General features: G+C 54.1%; 20 protein-coding genes and 1 other RNA gene. 5 read left to right on the plus strand and 16 right to left on the minus strand.

Going from position 1 to position 22617, the window contains the following annotated elements; genetic code table 11:
* Window positions 1-52: 52 nt before the first annotated feature.
* The 15 genes from ftsA to rsmI all read right to left on the minus strand — a co-directional run bounded on the left by ftsA (window position 53) and on the right by rsmI (window position 16736).
* A complete protein-coding gene (gene ftsA / locus ACCI49_RS14280; RefSeq protein WP_371839702.1) occupies window positions 53-1288 on the minus strand; it encodes a cell division protein FtsA in 1236 nt (411 codons plus the stop codon).
* Between the two features lie 112 nt (window positions 1289-1400).
* Window positions 1401-2210, minus strand: a complete 810-nt coding sequence (locus ACCI49_RS14285; protein ID WP_371839704.1) for a cell division protein FtsQ/DivIB — start codon at window positions 2208-2210, stop codon at window positions 1401-1403.
* A 6-nt stretch (window positions 2211-2216) separates the two neighbouring features.
* Complete coding sequence (gene murC, locus ACCI49_RS14290) at window positions 2217-3680, minus strand: UDP-N-acetylmuramate--L-alanine ligase (protein ID WP_371839705.1); 1464 nt, start codon at window positions 3678-3680, stop codon at window positions 2217-2219.
* A 29-nt stretch (window positions 3681-3709) separates the two neighbouring features.
* Window positions 3710-4807, minus strand: a complete 1098-nt coding sequence (murG, locus tag ACCI49_RS14295; RefSeq protein WP_371839706.1) for an undecaprenyldiphospho-muramoylpentapeptide beta-N-acetylglucosaminyltransferase — start codon at window positions 4805-4807, stop codon at window positions 3710-3712.
* A complete protein-coding gene (gene ftsW, locus ACCI49_RS14300) occupies window positions 4807-6030 on the minus strand; it encodes a putative lipid II flippase FtsW (protein ID WP_371839707.1) in 1224 nt (407 codons plus the stop codon). The genes murG and ftsW overlap by 1 nt, the downstream gene beginning before the upstream one ends.
* Window positions 6027-7409 (minus strand): UDP-N-acetylmuramoyl-L-alanine--D-glutamate ligase, encoded by a 1383-nt coding sequence (gene murD / locus ACCI49_RS14305; protein WP_371839708.1) that lies wholly within the window; start codon window positions 7407-7409, stop codon window positions 6027-6029. Before murD ends, ftsW begins: the two co-directional genes overlap by 4 nt.
* 3 nt (window positions 7410-7412) lie before the next feature.
* Window positions 7413-8498 (minus strand): phospho-N-acetylmuramoyl-pentapeptide-transferase, encoded by a 1086-nt coding sequence (gene mraY, locus ACCI49_RS14310; RefSeq protein WP_371839709.1) that lies wholly within the window; start codon window positions 8496-8498, stop codon window positions 7413-7415.
* Window positions 8498-9877, minus strand: a complete 1380-nt coding sequence (locus tag ACCI49_RS14315) for a UDP-N-acetylmuramoyl-tripeptide--D-alanyl-D-alanine ligase (RefSeq protein WP_371839710.1) — start codon at window positions 9875-9877, stop codon at window positions 8498-8500. Before ACCI49_RS14315 ends, mraY begins: the two co-directional genes overlap by 1 nt.
* Window positions 9874-11403 (minus strand): UDP-N-acetylmuramoyl-L-alanyl-D-glutamate--2,6-diaminopimelate ligase, encoded by a 1530-nt coding sequence (locus ACCI49_RS14320; RefSeq protein ID WP_371839711.1) that lies wholly within the window; start codon window positions 11401-11403, stop codon window positions 9874-9876. Before ACCI49_RS14320 ends, ACCI49_RS14315 begins: the two co-directional genes overlap by 4 nt.
* Entirely contained in the window at window positions 11400-13160 is a 1761-nt protein-coding gene (locus ACCI49_RS14325; protein ID WP_371839712.1) for a peptidoglycan D,D-transpeptidase FtsI family protein, read from the minus strand. Before ACCI49_RS14325 ends, ACCI49_RS14320 begins: the two co-directional genes overlap by 4 nt.
* A gap of 173 nt (window positions 13161-13333) precedes the next feature.
* Window positions 13334-13609 (minus strand): cell division protein FtsL, encoded by a 276-nt coding sequence (gene ftsL, locus ACCI49_RS14330; RefSeq protein WP_371839714.1) that lies wholly within the window; start codon window positions 13607-13609, stop codon window positions 13334-13336.
* Between the two features lie 3 nt (window positions 13610-13612).
* Window positions 13613-14545: a 16S rRNA (cytosine(1402)-N(4))-methyltransferase RsmH gene (gene rsmH / locus ACCI49_RS14335; RefSeq protein WP_371839715.1), complete on the minus strand. Its 933-nt coding sequence runs from the start codon at window positions 14543-14545 to the stop codon at window positions 13613-13615.
* 12 nt (window positions 14546-14557) lie between these two features.
* A complete protein-coding gene (gene mraZ / locus ACCI49_RS14340; protein WP_371839725.1) occupies window positions 14558-15001 on the minus strand; it encodes a division/cell wall cluster transcriptional repressor MraZ in 444 nt (147 codons plus the stop codon).
* A gap of 468 nt (window positions 15002-15469) precedes the next feature.
* Window positions 15470-15823: RNase P RNA component class A (rnpB, locus tag ACCI49_RS14345), an RNA gene on the minus strand.
* Between the two features lie 70 nt (window positions 15824-15893).
* Window positions 15894-16736, minus strand: coding sequence for a 16S rRNA (cytidine(1402)-2'-O)-methyltransferase (gene rsmI / locus ACCI49_RS14350; RefSeq protein WP_371839716.1), 843 nt, complete (start codon window positions 16734-16736; stop codon window positions 15894-15896).
* A gap of 39 nt (window positions 16737-16775) precedes the next feature.
* Here rsmI and ACCI49_RS14355 point away from each other — a divergent pair, with 39 nt between their 5' ends.
* The 4 genes from ACCI49_RS14355 to ACCI49_RS14370 all read left to right on the plus strand — a co-directional run bounded on the left by ACCI49_RS14355 (window position 16776) and on the right by ACCI49_RS14370 (window position 20287).
* Window positions 16776-18683, plus strand: coding sequence for a penicillin-binding protein activator (locus ACCI49_RS14355; protein WP_371839717.1), 1908 nt, complete (start codon window positions 16776-16778; stop codon window positions 18681-18683).
* Window positions 18670-19032 carry a YraN family protein gene (locus tag ACCI49_RS14360; protein ID WP_371839718.1) on the plus strand — a complete coding sequence of 121 codons (363 nt, stop codon included), beginning with the start codon at window positions 18670-18672 and terminating at the stop codon, window positions 19030-19032. Before ACCI49_RS14355 ends, ACCI49_RS14360 begins: the two co-directional genes overlap by 14 nt.
* Before the next feature lie 64 nt (window positions 19033-19096).
* Window positions 19097-19687, plus strand: a complete 591-nt coding sequence (locus tag ACCI49_RS14365; RefSeq protein WP_371839719.1) for an SIS domain-containing protein — start codon at window positions 19097-19099, stop codon at window positions 19685-19687.
* A gap of 3 nt (window positions 19688-19690) precedes the next feature.
* Window positions 19691-20287, plus strand: a complete 597-nt coding sequence (locus ACCI49_RS14370; RefSeq protein WP_371839721.1) for a BON domain-containing protein — start codon at window positions 19691-19693, stop codon at window positions 20285-20287.
* Window positions 20288-20392: 105 nt separating this feature from the next.
* Here ACCI49_RS14370 and ACCI49_RS14375 read toward each other — a convergent pair whose 3' ends face one another.
* Complete coding sequence (locus ACCI49_RS14375) at window positions 20393-21583, minus strand: acetyl-CoA C-acyltransferase (protein WP_371839722.1); 1191 nt, start codon at window positions 21581-21583, stop codon at window positions 20393-20395.
* Between the two features lie 136 nt (window positions 21584-21719).
* Here ACCI49_RS14375 and ACCI49_RS14380 point away from each other — a divergent pair, with 136 nt between their 5' ends.
* Complete coding sequence (locus ACCI49_RS14380; RefSeq protein WP_371839723.1) at window positions 21720-22205, plus strand: LemA family protein; 486 nt, start codon at window positions 21720-21722, stop codon at window positions 22203-22205.
* Window positions 22206-22617: the final 412 nt, after the last annotated feature.

Genomic DNA, 22617 nt, shown 5'->3' on the forward strand with positions numbered 1-22617 from the left:
GCCACGCCTAAAAAAAATCCTTTATAGGACGGCTCATTCTGGTTGCACGCTATTACAAATTTCCGCGAAACCAGTGCTTTACTTTATCCCACCACGGATTATCGTTACGCGTGGGCTGCATATTGCCCTCACCAGCTTCTTCCTGCTGCATCGCATACATCAATAATCCAACTCCGGTGGAGTAAATCGGATTGCTCACAATATCGGTCAATCCGGCAATTCCTTGCGGTACCGCGAGTCGTACCGGCATATGGAAAATTTCCTCAGCCAGTTCAACCGCACCTTCCATTTTTGACGAGCCCCCGGTTAAAACCACACCCGCTGCGCACAAGTCTTCAAAACCGCTGCGACGCAGTTCCGCTTGAACCAGAGTAAAAAGTTCGTCATAGCGCGGCTCTACCACTTCCGCCAGTGCTTGTCGGGACAGATCTCGCGGTGCCCGGTCTCCCACACTCGGCACCTTAATGGTTTCGCCTTCCCGCGCAAGCTTTGCCAGCGCACAGGCATACTTTATTTTCAGGTCTTCCGCGTGGGGAGTGGGTGTACGCAGCGCCATAGCGATATCATTCGTCACCTGATCTCCTGCAATAGGAATCACACCAGTATGACGAATCGAACCGCCGGTAAATACGGCAATATCAGTGGTGCCCCCACCAATATCTACCATGCACACCCCCAACTCTTTTTCATCCTCCGTCAGCACCGCATAACTGGAGGCCAGTTGCTCAAGAATGACATCCTCAACCTCCAGGCCGCAGCGACGAATACATTTTTCAATATTCTGCGCTGCATTGACCGCACCACTGACCAGGTGCACCTTTGCCTCCAGCCGCACACCGGACATTCCCATCGGCTCTTTCACGCCCTCCTGATTATCAATCAGGTACTCCTGCGGCAAGGTGTGTAAAATCTTTTGGTCCGCCGGAATAGCAACCGCACGTGCCGCATCTATTACCCGATCAAGATCCTGCTTGGTTACTTCCCGATCTTTAATGGCAACGATGCCATGTGAGTTGAGGCTGCGAATATGGCTGCCCGCAATCCCGGCATATACTGAGTGAATCTCACAACCGGCCATCAGCTCTGCTTCTTCCACCGCGCGCTGAATGGATTGCACTGTAGACTCAATATTAACTACCACACCTTTTTTCATACCTGTAGAGCGGTGAGAGCCTATCCCGACAATATTGAGTTCTCCATCGCCAGATGTTTCGCCAACAATGGCGACCACCTTGGAGGTACCAATATCCAGTCCTACAATCATCCGCTGATCGGATACTTGTGTCATTTTTGTTCCAACCTCGCTTGGTCTTGCCCCAGACCTTTTTCAGTAATCTAATCGGGGCACAACCTTCGCTTTTAAACTTTATTTTCTACAGCAGCTCTCGCTGCCTCCCTGTTTACTCTTGTTCGTTCTTCCACTGAACCGCTATCGCATTACCGTAGCGGGTATCCACTCCTGCCACCTTCTCTAAGTGCGGTGCAAGCAACCCGCGACTCAGGAACAGAAAGCGATTGACACGCTCCAGCAATGCATCATGTCCGAGTTTTAATTCAATACCCGACACCAACTCCAGACGCCAGCCGCCAAGGTCATCAAATGACAAGCGCTTTACTTCCATATCCCGTGTGGTCAACAGCCCCGCAAGCGCCTGGTACTGTGAAATAATCTGCCCCACCAGTTCTTCGTCTCCGGCAAGCTCGGGCAATGCATCCACTCGCATATGTGTCGGTCGTGGTAACAGTGCGCCACTGGTTACCAACAAACGGTCTGCACCCCAGACAGCAAGGGGCTGAGCTTCCACCACCTCTACCACAACACCTCTGGGCCAACGCCGGCTGATCGACACCGAGGTAATCCATGGATTAGCCATCAGCGCCGAGCGCATCGTGCGAATATCCGCAGAAAAAAAACCAGCCTGTAAATAGGGCAGCAGTATTTCTTTTAGCTGTTGCTCGGTCACCGCGTTAAAAGTACCGCGGACCTGCACCTGCTCCAGAGCGTCCACTTTACTTAGCTGAATGGCCGGAAGGCGCTGCCACAACCAATAACCACCGCTCATTAACCCGACAGACAAGCCTGTAAACATTAACAGCAACAGCCAGGGCCGCCAGTTAATGGTGCGCACATTATTCTCAGCCCCTCGGGGCCTGGCTCCGCGAACCTGCTTGCCTTTGTTACGCGCTGGCTTCTTTCCCGAGGACTTCACTTTTCATCATGCCTCGGAAGTTTTCTCACCCAGACGCCATTGAGCCAGCTGCAGGGAAAGGGCGCCTACATTTCCGGCACCCTGGGTTAAAACCACATCGCCCGGCTCGAGTAAATCAGCCAACACCGGCGGCACCTGCTCGATAGTTTCTACAAAGATCGGGTCAACCTGGCCGCGATTGCGCAGACTGCGCGCCAAAGTCCGACCATCGGCACCGGCAATGGGTGATTCACCCGCGCTATATACATCCAACAAAATTAATTTATCCACCTCGGATAGAACCTGAACAAAATCTTCAAACAGGTCCCGGGTACGTGTATAGCGATGCGGCTGGTAAATCATAACCAGCCGCCGATCGGGCCAGCCATCCCGCACAGTTTTAACTGTTGCGGCTACTTCCCGTGGATGGTGGCCATAATCGTCCACCAGCATCACTTTTTCTGCGCTACCGTCGTCACTAATTGAGAAATTTCCATAAATCTGGAAGCGGCGGCCTACTCCCTGGAAGCCTTCCAAGCCTTTGCGAATCGCCTCATCACTAACTCCCTCATCTGTAGCCACGGCAATCGCTGCCGTAGCATTAAGGACATTGTGGATGCCGGGAGTATTTACCGAGACTCTCAGCAGATCACCAGCAGGGCGCTGTACGGTAAAGTGGCTGCGCAATGGTTCCTGATTTACTTCGACGATGCGGAAGTCATTGCCCTCAGTAAATCCATAAGTCAGAACCGGCCGGGAAAACTTCGGAATCACTTCCTGCACGTTGGCATCATCACCACAAGCCACAGCAAGACCATAAAATGGCAGGTTATGGACAAAATCGATAAAGATCTGCTTCACCTTCTCGAAGTCGCCGCCGTAAGTTTCCATATGGTCTGCATCGATATTGGTAATCACTGTCACCATCGGTTGCAGGTGAATAAACGAAGCATCGCTCTCATCCGCCTCAGCGATCAGGTAGCGACTCTCACCAAGCGCCGCATTGGCACCGGTGGCATTAACCAGGCCTCCAATCACAAACGTCGGGTCCTTTTTATCTGCCGCAAAAATGGAGGCGATTAAACTCGTCGTGGTGGTCTTACCATGGGTACCCGCCACGGCGATGCCATAGCGATAGCGCATCAGTTCACCAAGCATCTCTGCACGACGCACAACCGGAATACGCTTGGCGTGGGCAGCAATCAATTCAGGGTTATCATCGTGTACCGCTGAGGAATTCACCACAACGTCCACACCCTGGATATTATCTTCACTGTGCCCTATCTGAACTTTTACACCGAGCTTGCGCAGCCTGTCTGTCACGGATGATTCACGTAGATCGGACCCAGATACCTCATAGCCCTGGTTCTGCAATACCTCTGCGATACCACTCATACCAGCACCGCCAACACCAATAAAGTGGATGCGACGAATACGGCGCATAGCCGGTACAGCGTAATTTTTATCCGCGTTTGTACGCTCAAAAGACATTCTTTTAACCTTCGCCCACTTATTATCTGTTACCTGGCCAACGCCAGTTCTTCACCACAGGCGGAAACCACCTGCTCAGTCGCATCAATTTTTGCCACTCGCCGTGCGGCCTCAGCCATCTGCAATAATTGCTGTGGATCAGAAAACAATTGCTGCAGCAGCGCAGACAATTTTTCTGCATCAATGGCATTCTGTTGAATCACAACAGCACCGCCCGCACTTTGCAGCCATTCCCCATTGCGAGTCTGGTGATCATCAATCGCAAACGGGTATGGCACCATAATCGCACCGACACCAGCAGCAGCAATTTCAGAAACCGTCAAGGCCCCTGCGCGGCAAATAATTAAATCCGCAGAACGGTAAGCCTCCGCCATATCTTTAATAAAAGGCACAACCTCTGCTTTCACGCCTGCCGAAAGATAGGCCTCTTTAGCAAGTTCCAAGTGACGTTCACCCGCCTGGTGCACCACCTGCGGATGCAGGGAAGCGGGCAGTCGCGCAATAGCTTTTGGCACCAGCTCATTAATTGCCACGGCACCAAGACTGCCACCGAGGACCAGCAGGCGTAATTGCGATTCGACACCAATACGCAACTGAGGCTCAGGCAGCCGGGCAATTTCATTGCGCACCGGATTACCGACCTGCACAGCTCCCGGTAGCCCACTGGGAAATGCCTCGAGTACCTTGTTGGCAATTCGAGAAAGCAAGCGATTAGTAGTACCGGCAACGGCATTTTGCTCATGAATAATCAGTGGAATTCCATTGAGACGCGCCGCTACACCACCAGGACCCGTTGCAAAACCACCAAAACCAAGCACCGCATCCGGCTGTACCTTTTTGACAACCGTTCGCGCCTGAGCCACAGCACGCATAATCTGCAGAGGTGCCTTGAGCACGGCCAACTTGCCCTTACCACGCACTCCTTCCACCCGTATAAAGTGCAATGGGATATTAGCTGCGGGAATCAAGCGCGCTTCAATTCCACGTCGGGTACCCAACCACTCGACAGTGGCACCCCGCTCCTGTAAAGCCTGCGCTACCGCCAGCGCTGGGAAAACATGCCCTCCAGTGCCGCCAGCCATGACTAAAAATTTCTTGCCGGCAAATGCTTTTTTGCCATGGGACATTAAACTGCCTCCCCATTGGTCATTGGCCTGCTGGTGTGTCTCGAGCTAAATAGTGGTATATGACCAAACAGGCCTAGATTTTTATTATTGTCATGCTTTTGCTCACGCAACTCATTTCGAATCCTCAGTGCCAAGCCCAGCAAGGCGCAGCAGATGATCAAACTACTCCCTCCTGAGCTGACAAATGGCAGGGTCAGCCCTTTGGTTGGTAGCAAGCCTGAAGCCACGCCCATATTCACAAAAGCTTGCCCTGCCAACTGCACTGCCATACCAAATGCCAATAGCGCGGCAAAGAATTTCTGTTGCGCCAATGCTTCACGCACCAAGTTCAACAGTGAATAAGTCAGCGCGACAAATAAACCGACCACTGCCAAGCCGCCCAACATGCCCCACTCTTCAGCAAGAATGGCGAAAATAAAGTCCGTGTGTGCTTCAGGCAAATAAAATAACTTTTGCACACTATTACCCAGGCCCACACCAAACCACTCACCACGACCAAAAGCAATCAATGACTGAGTAAGCTGGTAGCCACTGGCAAACTGATCCCCCCAGGGGTCCAGAAATGTCAACAATCGTTGCAGCCGGTAGGGGCTCATCAGTGCTATCAATGCGAGTCCGCAGGCCGCCACCAAAACCAAAAGGAAAGTGTGAGGCAAGCGCGCACCACCCAGGAAGACCATCGCAAGTACTGTACCGGACAACACAACTACTGAACCAAAATCCGGCTGCAACAGCAGTAGCAATGCGACAATACCTAAAATGATCACCGGCACCATAAAGCTGCTCCAGTGGTGCAGCTGCTTATTACGGCGGGTTAAAAAGCTGGCAAAAAATACTAGCATGCAAAACTTGGCCACTTCTGCGGGCTGAATGGTAATTCCCGCAAATACCAGCCAACGACGACTACCATTTACCTCGCGTCCAACGCCCGGAACCAATACAACAACCAACAGCAAACAAGAAAACAGCAACAGCGGCCAGGACAAGCGCGACCAAATTGCCAGTGGAATCTGGCTGACTATCAATGCCGCCACACCACCAATGGCCAGGAATGCCAAGTGTCGTTTTAGGAAGTACCAGGGATCAGCATAAACATCGGTGGCAAAAGCGATTGAGGCGGAGGCCACCATCACCACACCAATACTGACCAGAGTCAGTACACTGAAAGGTAATAAACTATCAAGAAGATCCCGGCGGTGGGACAGCACAGGAAGTTCACTCACCCGACACCCCCACAGCGCTTGCAGAGTGCGGCTACTGCATCGCGGAAGTCATCGCCACGCGCTTCAAAATTTCGATACATATCAAAACTGGCACAGGCTGGCGATAACAAAACATAATCCCCACTATGTGCCAATTTACGCGCTTCGACTACGGCATCTGTCATTGACTCCGCCCGGCGGATTTCACACTTACCCAAAAAGACTTGTGCTATCCTGTCGCCATCAACACCGATAGAAACCACTGCACGCAACGTATGGGCACTACTTCCCAATTGCGAAAAGTCCGCACCCTTACCATCGCCTCCTGCGATCAGCACAATTTTGCGGGTATCTGTTGCCAACCCACCCAAGGCTGCCTGGGTTGCACCAACATTCGTGCCCTTGGAATCATTTACGTAAGTAACTCCATCGAGATCGGCAACCCGTTCACAGCGGTGGGGCAACCCCATAAAGGTGTGTAGCATTTCCAGCATCGCACCCATGGGCAACCCTACCGCATTGCCCAAAGCGAGTGCCGCCAGGGCATTGGCTACATTGTGCCGACCAACCATAGCCAGTTCACCAACTGGCATCAGGGCTTCTCCGCCCTGTGCCAGCCAGTTCTGCCCGTCGATGATGCGAATACCAAACTGCTTAAGGTCAGGTTGGTCCAGGCCAAAGCTCCACTCGCGCCTCTCCCTTGACAAGGGGCCCTGAGTCAAGGGGTCTGCGCGGTTGATCACAAACTGTTCCGCACCACGATATACCCGCTGCTTAGCCCGATGATATTCCACCATGCTCGCATAGCGGTCCATATGGTCCGCGCTCATATTCAAAATGGTCGCCACAGTCGGAGCTAATGAATAAGTCGTCTCAAGCTGAAAGCTGGAAAGCTCCAGGACAAACAATTGTGGTAACGGTTCCTGTAACAAGTCCAGCACGGGCACACCGATGTTGCCGCCGACACGAACATCCACTCCCGCTTTCTCGGCCATTTTCCCCAGCAGGGTGGTCACCGTGCTTTTACCATTAGAGCCGGTTATCGCCACCAATTTTGCGGTAGCGCCTTCTCTGCTAAGTGCCTGAGCGAACAGTTCAATATCCCCAATTATTGGAATACCCTGAGCAGAGGCCTGCTGCAAAACAGGTTCCGCCAAGGCGACCCCTGGGCTGGCAATAATTAAACTTGCCGCGAGGAGGGTATCCGGGCGCAGTGCACCGGTTTCCACCGACACCTGTGGAAACTCCTGGCGAAAGGTATCGAGTCCAGGTGGATGATCACGACTGTCAACCACGATTGGCGTGTGACCAAGACGCAGCAGATAGCGCACCACCGATTTACCGGTAGTGCCCAGTCCAATGACTACTTTCTGCTGCGAAGAGGTCGCGATCAGGCTCATTTTTTATCGAAGTTTCAGCGTTGCCAACCCGGCCAGTACCAGGATTACAGTTATAATCCAGAAACGAACAATCACTCTTGGCTCCGGCCAGCCTTTTAATTCAAAGTGGTGGTGTAGTGGTGCCATACGAAAAATACGTTTGCCGGTCAGCTTGTATGAAGCCACTTGCAGGATGACGGAAACAGTTTCCATTACAAAAACACCACCCATAATAAACAGCACTATTTCGTGCCGGGTGATCACTGCAATAATTCCCAGTGCTGCGCCCAAAGCGAGAGCGCCTACATCCCCCATAAACACTTGGGCCGGGTAAGTGTTGAACCACAAAAAACCAAGCCCGGCACCGCACAGGGCTGCACAGAACACTGCAAGTTCACCAGCTCCGGCAATCGCGGGGATATGCAGGTAATTGGCAAACTCTACATGCCCTGACAAGTAGGCAATAATTCCCAAGGCACCACCCACCATCACAGTGGGCATAATGGCGAGGCCATCCAGGCCGTCGGTCAAGTTGACCGCATTGCTCGACCCCACCACGACGAAATAGGTCAGCAAAATAAAAGTTATCGGCCCCAAGTTGATTGCAACATCTTTGAAAAAAGGCACAAAAAACTGGGTTTCCGCCGGGCTTACCGCACTCATATACAGGTAAATAGCCGCACCCAGCCCAGCAATCGACTGCCAGAAATATTTCCAGCGCGCAATCAAACCTCGTGGGTTTTTGTGTACAACTTTTTTATAGTCATCCACAAAACCGACTGCACCAAATACAAAGGTCACCAACAGTGTCACCCAAACGTAGCGGTTACCCAGATCTGACCACAGTAGCGCTGAGGCAAAAATCGAAGCGAGAATCAATGTTCCGCCCATGGTGGGCGTACCAGATTTGCTCAAATGGCTTTGAGGACCATCATCACGAATGGCCTGCCCTACCTGCAAGTGATTCAGCCAGTTGATCATACGCGGCCCCACAATCAGGGAAATGCCCAACGCAGTCAGTGCTGCCAGAATTGCACGCACCGTTAAGTAATTGAACACCGCGAAGGTGCTCACATGTTGTTGTAATAATTCCGCCAGCCAAAGCAGCATTACGTCTCCCCTCTGCTATTGCCAAGCAGTGCCTGCGCTACCAGTTCCATACGGGCGCTGCGAGAACCCTTCACCAATACGGTGGTGTTGTTATCCAATTCATGGGTCAAAGCCGCGATCAACGCCTCTCTCTCCCGATAATTGCGCAGAGACTCGTGTCTACCGTCGCTAAAGGCCATACTGGCGGCAGTACCCAGTGGCCCAAAAGTAAACAGCGCATCAAGCCCTCGCTCGCGCGCTAGGGCACCGACTCCGCGATGCATTTCCTCAGCATCGGGGCCCAACTCCCCCATATCACCGAGTACTAAAATTTTCTTGCCTCGCCTCTGTGCCAACAATTCTATGGCTGCACCCACAGAGCCCGGATTAGCGTTGTAGCTATCATCAATAACTGTCGCCCCGGCAATCCCAAGCTGCTCGTGCAAGCGTCCGGATACCCCACTGAGATTGGTCAACCCTCTAACGATTTCCCCAGCTGGGATAGCGGTGGCAAAGGCGCAACCGGCGGCAACCAGGGCATTGTGTACATTGTGCTCACCAAGCAGTCGTAACTTAAGCCGGTGTGTTACTCCCTCAATAACCAAATCGAAAGCCGCACAACCGGTTTTATCCAGAACAATATTTTCCGCATAAAGCGCACATTGATTGGATAGCCCCACTTCCAAGGTGTGCACACCTTCTGGCATACGTCCACGCCAGTAATCCGCAAAATGGTCATCAGCATTGATAATCGCAGTACCGCCAATATCCAAACCGGTGTAAATCTGCCCTTTCGCCTTGGCAATGGCATCCACCGAGCCAAACCCTTCCACATGGGCAGGCATCACATTGTTGACAGCACTAACCGAAGGCTTGCCAATACTACACAGGTAACCAATATCGTCAGGCCCACTGGCACCCATCTCCAAAATCAACACATCGTGCTGTTTGGAAAGACCGAAAAGCGTTATCGGCAGGCCGAACTGATTATTCAAATTGCCCTTGGTCACACAGGGTGTATGGCGCTGAGAAAAAATGGCCGACAGCATTTCCTTAACGGTAGTCTTGCCGCAGGAGCCAGTGATAGCGATAACGGGTCCCTCAAACTGCTCGCGACATAACAGGCCGATTTGTCCAAGCGCTACCGTGGTATCGTCCACTCGCCACTGGGGCAGAGTGCAACTAGGTACTTCGCGATCGACCACCAGTCCCAATACTTGACCATCAAGCTCACCGACAAAGTCGTGTGCATCGAAGTTTTCGCCCACCAGCGCGACAAATAGAGCTTGAGAGTCAAGTTTTCGGGTGTCGGTACACACCTGTGAGAAATCAACTGAACCGTTAATCAACTCGCCGCCAAAACGACCCTGTAATTCCTTCAGAGACAGAGGCCTAATCACTGAGCTTCCCCTTCCATACCCTCAGCCTGGGCAGATTTGCCCGCACGCAAACTGAGTGCCGCTGCAGCATGCTCACGATCACAGAAGTGATTTTTTTCAGTGCCAATAATCTGGTAATTTTCATGGCCCTTGCCGGCAATCAGGACGATATCTCCCGGCTGCGCCGCAGCGACTGCCTGGGCGATCGCTTTCGCTCGATCAATTTCTACTTCGATATTACTGGCAGCACCTTCAAGAATATCGTCAATAATTCTTTGCGGCTCCTCACTGCGGGGGTTGTCACTGGTCACAATTGCACGATCGGCCATCTCCGAGGCAATACGCCCCATGGAAGCCCGTTTACCTGTATCACGATCTCCACCACAACCAAATACACACCAGAGGTTGCCGCGGCAATAGGGCCGGGCCGCAGCCAATGCTGCACGCAAGGCATCTGGTGTGTGTGCGTAATCGACCAGTACTCCCACGTCTTCAGCCCCTTCAACCTGCACCCGCTCCATACGACCAGGAACAGCTTTAATTGAGGGGAAGGCTGCGAGGATTTCTTCAAAAGACATACCCGCAGAAGCGGCTGCCGCTACCACTGCCAGCGCATTGTAAATATTGAAATCACCGATCAAGGGAGCCTGTAACTCCCCCCTTCCCCAGGGGGAGTTAAGCTCTACAGAAAACCCTTTTTCATGGCGGCGCAGGTCTGTCACATGTAAATCGCCCGCTTGCAGGCCATAAGTCAGCACGCGCAGGCCACGCACTTTACAGCGCTCAGCTAACTGAGCACCAAAGGGATCATCCAAATTAATAATTCCACGCTTTAACAGGGGCAGACCAAAGAGCTTTTCCTTGGCGGCACCGTAAGCAGCCATATTGCCGTGATAATCCAGGTGATCGCGGGACAAATTGGTGAATATCGCAGTATCGAAAATCAGTCCATGTACTCGCCCCTGGGATAGGGAGTGAGACGAAACTTCCATTGCCGCTGCCCGCACACCGCGATCGCGGTAATTTGCGAAATCCGCTTGAAGACGCACAGGGTCCGGAGTGGTAAGCCCGGTCTCCTGTAATTCAATCACGCCATCATTCCAGATGCCGCTGCCGATAGTACCGATCATGGCGGCACTACCAAATTGGCGAGCTAACAACTGGGAAGTCAGGTAGGCACAGGTAGTTTTGCCGTTGGTACCCGTCACGCCCACCAAGTGCATCTCACCACTGGGATTGCCAAAAAAGCGTGCGGCAATTTCCCCAACACGCTTGGCCAAACCGGGCACACTCACCACTTGAATATCGCCGCGACTTTTACACTCCAGCTTGTCTCCATCAGCCAGCACTGCTGCAGCACCCGCGGCTATCGCAGCATCAATATATTCGCGCCCATCCACCACAGAGCCACGCAATGCCATAAATACATCGCCAGCCTGCACCTTACGACTATCCAGGGCGACGCCACTGACAGGGACATTTGGAATACCCGCATAGCCGGGTACCAACTCCTGCAATGAAATAAACTGTTTTTCGCGCTGAGTCACGATTTTGAACCTCTCTCGCTTAACTGCGCTGCCAGCTGTCGTTTCGCCGACCTTACTCGTTCTGGCGGCACCTGCAGCAGGCGCATGGCCCCAGCCATCACCGAACCAAATACCGGCGCAGCGACTTCACCGCCGGAATACTTGTCATGGCTGAGATCGTCAATGACAACAACCGCGGCAAGGCGCGGCCTGTCGGCGGGAATAAAACCCGCAAATACCGATCGGTAACGGCTATCTTCGTAACCACTGCGGCCAACTTTGTGCACCGTGCCGGTCTTGCCTGCCACACGGTAGCCTTCCACCTTTGCGCGGCGGCCAGTACCACTAGCGCCTATAACAGTTTCCAGCATCGCGCTCACTTGCTTGGCTAACGGCCCTTCAATGACCCGCTCTGGCTCAGCACTATCTTTGTCGCCAGACAAAACCAGCGAGACCGGGCGCTTGAGCCCGGAATTGGCCAGCACACTATATGCTTGGGCCAATTGCACCGCATTCACTGTTAAACCGTAGCCGAAGGCAAAGTTGGCCCGCTCTATTGGGTGCCAGCGACTGCGACTGGGCAAAACGCCCGGTATCTCTCCGGGGAACCCACTGCCAACAGCCTCCCCCAGTCCCAGGCGATAAAAGAGTTCCCGTAGAGTATTTGGTTCCAGGTCTAAAGCAATTTTTGTGATCCCCACCTGACTCGACTTTGTGATGATGCTGGTCAAGTCCAGCTTGCCGTAGTTCACCGGATCCACTAGGGTTTTTCCTGGCACGCGGATATAACCGGGACTGGTATCAATCTGAGTGTGGGGTTTATAACGACCACTTTCCAAAGCCGCCAGGACGGTTAGTGGCTTCACAGTGGAACCCGGCTCAAACTGATCAATCAAGGCCCGATTGCGCATCGCCGCAGCTTTTACCCCCTGGCGATTATTGGGGTTAAATGAGGGCTGGTTGGCCATGGCCAGGACATCGCCGCTGTGGGTGTCAAGAATCACCATAAAACCCGATGCAGCACCGTTTTCTGCCACCGCGTGCTTTAACTCACGATACGCCAAATACTGCAGACGCATATCAATGGACAAGCGTAAATCCTGTCCCGGTTGGGCCTCGCGCTGGATCGCCAGCTCCTGCACTGTGCGACCTTTCAAATCCTTAACCACCTGCTGGGCGCCGGGCTGACCAGAGAGCCATTCGTCATAGGCAAGCTCGAGCCCCTCCTGACCACGGTCATCAATATTGGTAAAGCCCAAAAGCTGTGCAACCACTTCACCCGCGGGATAGAAACGCCGGTATTCCTTTTTGCTGTAAACCCCAAAAAGGTCCAGCTCCAACACCTTCCCAGCCTGCTCCGGCGTGAGATGGCGGCGCAGATACATAAATTCCTTGTTGCGATATTTTTCCAGGCGCACAGACAGCCTGGCTGGTTTGATTTCCAGTACTCCAGCCAGTTTTTTCAATTGCTCGGCGCTGCTCTCTCTCAAGAGTTTGGGGTTGGCCCAGAGACTGTGAACGGGCGTGCTGACCGCCAGGAGTTCGCCGTTGCGATCGACAATGGTGCCTCTGTAAGCAGCGATTTCCTCGGTGCGTATAGTGCGCGCTCGCCCCTGGTCCTGAAGGAACTGGTAACCACGCTCTGTGGCGGGAACCACTTGTAGGCGCGCCAGGTGCAACACCAGCGCCAGGGCAAACAGGCACAACAAGGTCGCCACCAGCATAAAACGCCAGCGGGCAATACCCGGTTGAAGTTGCTCTTTCTTAACTGCGCCCATATTTTCTCAGTTGGCGTTATATTTTCATTCTGAGATTAAATATCTCTGCGGAAACTGCCTGAACACGGCCCCCCAAAATCGCTATTGCACTCATAAATTTTTAGTTTTTCGCCGGTGTTAGGGACACAGGCTCCACAAGTGTTGCCCTGTGTAAACCTCACCGGCCTTTAGAATCACTCTTCTGTTACCAGCACTTGGTCAGAGGGCGCTGGCACATGCATTTTTAATTTCTCTCTCGCCACTTTTTCTACTCGGCTATAGGCAGACCAAGCTCCTTTTTCCAGCAGCAAACGCTCCTGCTCATAGCGCAACTCATCATTGGCCTTTTGCGCTTTACCAAGCTCGGCGGTTAGCTCCCTACTCAGCTGGGTTGAATAGACAACAGCGAGAGCCGAAGCCAGCACGGCCAGCCATAAAAAAACCAAGGCAATCAGCTTCTTGCCACGCATCAGTCAGTTCTCGGACAGCTTTTCCGCAACCCGCATCACCGCGCTACGCGAGCGCAGGTTCTCATCCACCTCAACGTCATCAGCCTTCACCGCCTTGCCCACAGAGCGCAGAGTTTTGGTAATCTGGCTATCCATAACTGGAAGGCCCCTAGGCAGCTGTGGACCACGTTCTTTCTCGCGGATAAATCGCTTGACCATGCGATCTTCCAGAGAGTGGAAGCTGATAGCGACCAACCTGCCCCCCGGGGCCAGCAATTGCAGCGATTTTTCCAGCGCATTGCGCAGATCATCCAGCTCCCCATTTATATGGATGCGAATTGCCTGGAATACCCGAGTGGATGGGTGCTTGCCTTTCTCCCATGCAGGGTTGGCTTCCTTGACCACTTCGGCCAGATCCAATGTCCGTTCAAAGGTCTTCTGCGCGCGGCGACGTACAATAGCAGCGGCCATACGACGGGCGAAGCGCTCCTCTCCATACTCTTTAAATACCCGAGCCATCTCGGCCTCGCCTTCGGTATTTATCCACTGGGCGGCGCTGATTCCTCTACTGGTATCCATGCGCATATCCAGCGGACCGTCCTGCATAAAACTGAAACCGCGCTCAGCTTGATCCAACTGGGGAGAGGAAACGCCCAGGTCCAGCAATATGCCATTGACCCGCCCCGCCTGCTCAGCCGCAGCTCTATCCATATCGGCAAAGGAACCGTGCCAGATCGAAAAACGCGATTCACCTGCAAAACGATCGCGCGCATAGTCAATCGCCTGCGGATCCTTATCCACAGCTAACAGCTTCCCACTGGGACTGAGCTGTTCTAGGATGGCGGCACTGTGACCACCGCGTCCAAAGGTCCCATCTATATAAAAACCGTCCGGATCGGTAACCAGAGCGTCTACGGCCTCGCGCAATAACACACTGCGATGCAATTCTTGAGACACCTGGTGTACTCCTTATAAAGAGAGGGAGGCCATTTCCTCAGGCATTCCCTCCTCATCTTCACTGTCGTCGAGCCAGGACATCCAGCGTTCCTCGCTCCAAATTTCTAATTTCTTACCCTGCCCCACCAGCATTAGTTTTTTCTCCAACCCCGCGTATTCGCGAAGGGTAGGCGGAATCAACACACGGCCATTGCCATCCACCTGCAACTCACAGGCGTAGCCAATCAGCAGGCGCTGGGCGCGGCGCGCTACTTTGTTAAAGCTGGGTAGAGCTTCAATCTTCGGCAAAATCTGCTGCCATTGTGGCGCAGGGTATACCAGCAGACAGCGCTCTTCGGTATGGGCAGTCACCACCAAGCAACCGGCGCACTCATCCAGCAGCCGGTCGCGGACCCGCGCAGGTATCGCCAGACGCCCCTTGGCGTCCATATTGATTGCATGGCTGCCCAGATACACTTTGTGAATTTCGCTCACTGACTGTTAGTTACGCTTGTCGCAGCAGGCTCCGCATTGGCGGATCACTAGCGGGAAAATCTCAAGCTTTACTCGCGCAATGTAAACACCCACTCACAGGCCGCGAATAAACCACAAAGTTCCACGATTTTCCACTTTTTCCCACCTTTGACACTATAAAACTGGCCATCACAAAGTCAAGGAAATCGACTCCAAAGTCCCCATAAGCCCCAGTAATTTCGCGGCCTGCAGCAGAGACAGAGGAGGTGACACCAAAATTATCGCCGCAAACACCCGGAATGATGTGAGTGCTTACACGCAAAATAATCGATCATTTTAAGCTAATTGCGCATGACGCGCGAAATGCGACACCACCTCTCGGTGCATCTGACTCCATGAAAGGGGCGCCAGAAGCGGGAATTTTACGGTCACAGAAAAGCCAAAGCCCGGCAAATGCCGGGCTTTGTAAAATTGATGAGCTGGCCTGTAAGCCGGGTTCTGTCGAGGACAATCATTCATCTGGGATGCCTGTCGCCAAGCACCTCAAGCGACCTACCCGCCCTCAGTGCGGGTCACACCTATAGAGGGCCTATTTGGTCTTGCTCCGAACGGGGTTTACCATGCCGCGGACTGTTGCCAGCCGCGCGGTGCGCTCTTACCGCACCCTTTCACCCTTACCTGTGCTTCCGAAGAAGCCATCGGCGGTCTACTCTCTGCTGCACTTTCCGTAGGCTCACACCCCCCAGGCGTTACCTGGCGTTCCACCCTATGGAGCCCGGACTTTCCTCCATCACACAAGGTGACAGCGATTGCCCGGCCAGCTCGCGGCGAAGAGTAATGAGGCGACAGCGGGATTGCAACAGGCAAACTTCAATTACAGAAAAAAGCGCGCGCCTTATTTTTGTTGCAGACTCCAGTTGTACAGTACCTTCTTGTTGACACCGGTAATTTCTGCGGCGATAGCAGCGGCTTTCTTTGGTGGCAGCTCAGCCAAAAGGAGTGACATAACACGTTGCGCCTCGGTGCTGAGTTCACTATCGCGACGACGCTCAGCACCGCGCACGAGTAGTACAATCTCACCGCGCTGCTGATTGCTATCCGAACGCACCCAATTGGCCAGCTCACCCAATGGCATCAACTGAAAGGTTTCAAAAGCTTTGCTAAGCTCGCGAGCAATTACCGCCTCACGCTTAGCCCCAAACACATTAGCCATTGCTTCCAGGGTATCGGCAACCCGATGGGGCGCCTCATAAAAGATCAAAGTTCGGGTATCCTCAGCCAATTCCTGCAGCACCCGCTCACGCGGCCCCGCCTTAGCTGGCAGAAAGCCCTCAAAACTGAAACGATCACTGGGCAGACCGGCCGCACTCAAAGCCGTTACAAAAGCGCAAGCACCTGGAATCGGCACCACACGAATTCCCCGCTCACGCGCTTCGCGCACCAAGCGATAACCGGGATCCGAGATCAGCGGTGTACCCGCATCGGAAATTAAGGCCACTGTCTGGCCCTGCTCCAGTCGTTGCAAGATCTGGTCGGTGCGCTTGTTATCAGAGTGATCGTGGTAGGCCATTAACGGCGTATCGATATTGAAGTGGGAAAAGAGTCTCTGACTGTGACGTGTGTCCTCCGCCGCAACCAGGTCGGCACATTGTAGAACTTCAACAGCTCGCGGTACCATATCGGCCAAATTACCAATGGGCGTAGCGACAATATAAAGCAGCGCCTGATCCGACCCCATAGTTGTTCACTCCAAATATAAATATTGCGGGAGAAGAATATGTCCGCCTCTTCCCGGCGCACCTCTAGTGTGATCGCCAGCATGGCCGCTGCCACACTGGCTCTGGCCCTGGCCGCCTGCCAAACTCCGACCTCCCGGCCGGGGGGTAACCAGCCGGCCTACCCGGCGAGCCACAAAGCCAGCCGCGGCGACGCTGTGCGGCTTTTACGCAGCGCTGATTCCCTGCCGGCACCAGCCCGGGACCAGCAGCGCCTGCAGGCGGCCGCCATTCTATACGAGCTAGGGGAGAAAGAGACGGCTAAAGAAGCCATTGTGAAAATTATTCCAGAACAACTGGATAACACCCTTTACGCGAGCTATGCGCAGGTTTACGGCAGCCTCCTCGCCGACAGCGACGACTTTTTCGAGGCCCTGGATCTGGCGACCTCGCCTCGCCTGAAAAATGTCTGGGTGGAGCTTCCGCAAACGACTGCACTGCCGCTACGCAACCTGCGTGCCGACCTCTGGGGGCTCCTCGGCAATCTCGACAGCGCCATCACCGAGCGCCGTGAGATTTCCTACCTGGCCCAGTCCGACGAGGCCATCACCCAGAATAACGATGGTTTTTGGCAGCTACTGACTCAGCTGCCTTCTAGTGAGCTGCAAGAACGCGCCAACAGCAGCAGCGATACCCAGATGCGGGGTTGGTATCAGCTGGCACTTTTGGGCCGGGATACTCAAACCGATATCAGCTCACAGCTAACCGCCTTGAGTCGCTGGCGCGAGCGCTGGCCAGCACACAGCGCCAACACCCACCCACCGCAGGCACTGCAACTGCTCGAGCGCCTGGCAGCTCAGCGCGCCGACAGCATCGCCCTGCTATTGCCGCTTTCGGGCTCTCTCGGCAGTGCTGGCCGCGCAATCCGAGATGGTTTTATGGCGGCCCACTACACCGCCCTGAACGCTGGCGCTGCAACCCCTAGAGTCCTGATCTACAACACTGGCACTGAGCAGCCCTTTGAGGAGGTCTATCAAAGTGCCGTCGACGCCGGTGCCCAGGTAATCATCGGTCCCCTGGACAAAAGTAAGGTGGCCAACCTGCTGGCCACGGAAAAGCTGCCAGTCCCCACTCTGGCACTGAACTACAGCGACCGCGGCCGACTGACCGACGACCTGGTGCAATTTGGCCTGGCCGTTGAGGATGAAGCCCGTCAGATTGCCCAGCATGCCTTTCGCCAGGGCCACCGCCAAGCGATGATGCTCACTACCGACAGCAATTGGGGACAGCGCGGCGCCGAAGCCTTCCAGGAAGAGTGGCAGCGCCTCGGGGGCTCTGTCAGCATCAGCAAAACTGTTTCCAACAACAGCAAGTTTTCCAATCTGGTAAGCGATGCGCTACTGATCTCTGCCAGCAAGGCACGCAAGAAAGAGCTGCAAGGCCGTTTGGCCGCGCCGCTGGAATTTACCCCGCGCCGCCGCGACGATGTCGATATGATATTTGTCGCCGCGTTACCCCAGCAGGCCCGCCAGCTCAATCCTATGCTGACATACTACTATGCTGGTGACTTGCCGGTTTACGCCACCTCCCATGTTTTCGGTGGCAGTATCAACCCGAACCGCGATCGCGATCTCAATGGCGTACGCTTCACCGCCCTGCCCTGGCTATTCGAGAACAACCTAACCAAGCGAGAGATCGCGCAACAGGCTGACCCCGCTCCGGCGTTTGCCCGTCTCTACGCTTTGGGAGCCGACGCTTTCCGCCTCTACCCACGTCTCCCCATGCTGCGCCAGTTCCCCCAACAAAAGGTACACGGACTCACCGGCGCCCTCAGCCTGAGCCCGGATGGTCGTATCGTGCGAGAGCAGATGTGGGCACGGATTGAGAAGGGTGTGCCAGAACCAATCACTACAGTGGAGCCTCTGTCCATGCCGCGCCCCCAGGTGACTGGAAACAGTGAGGCTTTTTAAGCGCTCATCCGGTACCGTCGGCGCCCATATGGAGGGTGCCGCGGCACTTTACCTACAGCGTGCGGGGCTTTGCGTAATTGAACGCAACTACCGCAGCCGTCACGGAGAGATAGACCTTATCGCTCGCGAAGGCGATACTGTCGTGCTTGTGGAGGTGCGCTTCCGCCGCAGCAACCGTTTTGGTGGTGCTGGGGCCAGCGTGGATAGGCGCAAACAGCAAAAATTGCTGCACACCGCACAAAGCTATTTGCAGCAACACAAACTGGACTGTCCCTGCCGCTTCGATATCTTAGCTATAGACGGCGATGCGCAAAACATTCAGTGGATAAAGAACGCCTTCGAAGCCTAAGGCAAATTCGAGATTTACCTTGTCAAGTTATGGCGAACCACGGTTCGCCTGAATTAAGGACACAATGGAACAGCGAGTCGTAACCCTTTTTCACCACAGCCTGGAAGCCACCATGAACGCCGGTGAGATACTGGCGCCACTGATTGCGGAGGCCAGCGAGATGGTGGTGCACACACTGCTGGCAGAGAGTAAGGTGCTGCTCTGCGGCAATGGTGTCAGCGGTGCCCTGGCGCAAAGTTTCAGCTCGCAATTGACCGGTGGTTTCCAGCGTGAGCGCCCCGGCCTGCCGGCGATGGCGCTCAATAGCGACGGCGTCTCTATGGGCACAGTTGCTCAGAATCACGGCAGCGCTGACACCTTCGCCCACCCAGTGCGCGCCCTGGGGCAGCCCGGTGATCTACTGGTAATCATCAGTAGCGACGGCCGCGATTCCAATTTGGTGCAAGCGATGCGCGCTGCACGCGACCGTGATATGGGCATTCTCGCCCTGACCGGGGGCGACGGGGGCAATTGCGCAGCACTACTGGATAATCACGATATTGAACTGCGCGTGCCTTCTGATGTCGCAGCTGAAGTACACCAAGTACACCTTCTGACTATCTTCTGCCTGTGCGACCTGATCGACAGCAGCTTGTTCGGTGGCTACGAGGATTAAACTATGAAAAATAATCTCTTACCCCAGGGGAAACACTTTCTTATTGCATTTGCAGCAATGGCCCTGCTTGCCGGTACCGGCTGCAGCACCGTATTGGAGGCCACTCACGACGGGCCTATCCAACAGGACCCGGGCAGACGCTCGGTGGGAACTTATATTGATGATCAGAGAACCGAAACAATTGTCACGGTGAATATCAACAAGGCACACCCGGACCTGAAAGCTTCAAATATCGGCGTTACCTCTTTTAATGGGGTCGTATTACTCACCGGGCAAGTCCCCAGCCAGGAACTGCGCCTGCTCGCGGGGCGTACCGCAGAACAGGTGCAGAATGTACGCCAGGTTTACAATGAAACCCAGGTGCGCGGCAAAGTTACTCTTCTCGCCACCACCAGTGATGCCTGGCTAACCACCAAGGTAAAAACCAACCTGCTCGCCAACAAGGAAATCGATAGCGGGCGCATCAAAGTGGTCACTGAAAATGGGGTCGTTTACCTGATGGGGCTGCTTACCCAAGCTGAAGCTGAGCGCGCAGCAGACGTAACCCGCTCAATCGGCGGGGTGCAGAAAGTAGTGAAAGCCGTTGAGTACATCAACTGAAATTGTTAACACCGCTAGCCACCTAAAACCTGTCAACCGACTGAGAACTCAATAAAAAGCGGAGCTCCAACCTCCGCTTTTTATCTTTGCGACAGCCAGCGAAAATTACACTCTCTCGATAGCTACGGCAGTGGCCTCACCACCACCGATGCAAAGGCTCGCAACCCCTTTCTTGGCATCGCGCTTTTCCATTGCCGCCAATAGAGTGATCAGGATACGAGCGCCGCTGGCCCCCAAGGGGTGGCCCAGTGCACAAGCACCACCGTTCACATTGACCTTGTTCCAGGGCAGATCCAGTTCACGCATGGCCGCCATAGTCACCACTGCAAAGGCCTCGTTAATTTCAAACAGGTCCACATCCGCTGCCGACCAACCGGCACTTTCCAACAACTTGCGCATAGCACCCACCGGGGCGATGGTGAACCACTCGGGTTCGCGGGCATACTGAGCCTGCGCTTTGAGTACCGCTAGCACTTTGAGACCGCGCTTCTCCGCCGAACTCTTGCGCATCAGGACCAGTGCCGCAGCGCCATCAGAAATAGAGCTGGAATTGGCTGCAGTTACGGTGCCGTCCTTGCGGAAAGCGGGCTTCAATTGCGGGATTTTGTCCGGGCGGGCACCGCCTGGGGCCTCATCCACACTTACTTCCACTTCACTGCGGCGAGCGGTAACGGTCACCGGGGCAATCTCACGGGTAAAATCGCCGTTTTCAATTGCGGCCTGAGCTCGCGCCAGGGATTCCAGGGCAAAAGCATCCTGCTCCTCGCGGGTAAAGCCAAACTTATCTGCGGTACTCTCAGCAAAGGTACCCATCAACTTGCCATCTTCAGCATTTTCCAAACCATCCAGGAACATAGAGTCCTTTACCTCAGCATGCCCCAAACGCATGCCAGAGCGGGCTTTGGGCAACAGATAGGGTGCATTACTCATGCTCTCCATACCACCGGCGACGATGATCTCCCCCTCCCCCAGCAGCAGCGCATCTCGGGCCATCATCACAGTTTTCATGCCTGAGCCACACACCTTGTTGACAGTGGTGCAGGGGGTACTATCGGGTATGCCTGCATCTCGGGATGCCTGGCGTGCCGGAGCCTGGCCCACACCAGCGGGAAGCACACAACCCATCATGACTTCATCGACATCTGCCGGGGCTATCCCTGCATCTTGCAGCGCTGCACGAATTGCCGCTGCACCCAGCTGCGGGGCACTCAGTGCGGATAAGCTGCCCTGCATGGCACCCATCGGCGTACGTGCCATCCCGACGATCACTACGGGATCTGAAGTTACATCACTCATTCTGTCTGCTCCCAAATCTGCACTGCCGACCCAGTTGTGGCGGCAATTGTGTTTTATAGTCGCCGCATTATAGCCGAAGCACTACCCTGCTCCGCCAGGGCCAGTTTAACTACTAGCGTCGCCCGGCGGATGGGGCTTGTTACTATCGGCGCCAATCATAAGAAAAAGTGGCGAGAGGATTTATGGAGTTATCAAACATTATCCTGCCGGTGGTTTTGCCGCACTTTTGTTTTATGAAGTGGGGATTTATAACAAACTGGTTTCCCTAAAAAACCGCAATAAGAACGCCTTTGTACAGATAGAGGTAAAACTGAAACGGCGTCACGACCTGATCCCCAATCTGGTGGAAACTGCTCGAGGTTGCCTAAAGCACGAACAGGAAACCGTCGAGGCCGTAACCATTGCGCGCAATACCGCCATCAGCGATCTCAAGGCAGCCGCCTCTAACCCAATGAGTGCCAGAGCTAGGCAAACTTGGCCGTGCAGAAAGTGCCCTGAATGGAGCCCTGGGACACTTTACTGCAGTAATGGAGGCTTACCCGGACTCAAAGCTAACCAGAATGTTATGCAGCTCAACGAGGAGCTAAGCAGTACCGAGAGCAAAGTCGCCTTTGGCCGGTAAGCATTTTACGATTCGATGACAAGTTACAAAATATAGAAGCGCTCGCTGTTTAATCTCTTCGCTACACATCCGCCAAGGACAGATCGCATTGCCCACCTCTGATCCCCGCTGGAATTCAGCAGGCACTCCTGTTCAGCGGCACCTTTCCAATAATAAGGGGGCCAGCAAAGATGCCAGCCGCTTCCTTCTCGCCGCATTTACCCAATTCGGGTAATTGCGAATACCTGCCGGCAAAACGAGCCTATAAGCATGGCCTCAAGACCCTGGAGATGGAAGTAGCACCATTACCAAGTCACTAGTGGTCCATGCGGAAAGTAATGTAACTAATGGAGAATTGTCCGTATAATGTATCTTCTATGCGTACACCTAAACCTTTTCAAGTTTCTGATAATGAAGCGTCCATTCTGAACGA

This window comes from Microbulbifer epialgicus (genome assembly GCF_041447265.1).
Lineage (GTDB): Bacteria > Pseudomonadota > Gammaproteobacteria > Pseudomonadales > Cellvibrionaceae > Microbulbifer > Microbulbifer epialgicus.

Bases quoted from the DNA above. Each gene is read 5' to 3' on its own strand.
- ACCI49_RS14365 (WP_371839719.1), top strand. From the start codon at position 19,097: ATGGAACAGCGAGTCGTAACCCTTTTTCACCACAGCCTGGAAGCCACC.
- mraY (WP_371839709.1), bottom strand. From the start codon at position 8,498: ATGCTGCTTTGGCTGGCGGAATTATTACAACAACATGTGAGCACCTTC.
- ACCI49_RS14325 (WP_371839712.1), bottom strand. From the start codon at position 13,160: ATGGGCGCAGTTAAGAAAGAGCAACTTCAACCGGGTATTGCCCGCTGG.
- murG (WP_371839706.1), bottom strand. From the start codon at position 4,807: ATGTCCCATGGCAAAAAAGCATTTGCCGGCAAGAAATTTTTAGTCATG.
- ACCI49_RS14375 (WP_371839722.1), bottom strand. From the start codon at position 21,583: ATGAGTGATGTAACTTCAGATCCCGTAGTGATCGTCGGGATGGCACGT.
- rsmI (WP_371839716.1), bottom strand. From the start codon at position 16,736: ATGGGGTCGGATCAGGCGCTGCTTTATATTGTCGCTACGCCCATTGGT.
- murC (WP_371839705.1), bottom strand. From the start codon at position 3,680: ATGTCTTTTGAGCGTACAAACGCGGATAAAAATTACGCTGTACCGGCT.
- ftsA (WP_371839702.1), bottom strand. From the start codon at position 1,288: ATGACACAAGTATCCGATCAGCGGATGATTGTAGGACTGGATATTGGT.
- ftsL (WP_371839714.1), bottom strand. From the start codon at position 13,609: ATGCGTGGCAAGAAGCTGATTGCCTTGGTTTTTTTATGGCTGGCCGTG.
- murD (WP_371839708.1), bottom strand. From the start codon at position 7,409: ATGAGCCTGATCGCGACCTCTTCGCAGCAGAAAGTAGTCATTGGACTG.
- ACCI49_RS14370 (WP_371839721.1), top strand. From the start codon at position 19,691: ATGAAAAATAATCTCTTACCCCAGGGGAAACACTTTCTTATTGCATTT.
- ACCI49_RS14355 (WP_371839717.1), top strand. From the start codon at position 16,776: ATGTCCGCCTCTTCCCGGCGCACCTCTAGTGTGATCGCCAGCATGGCC.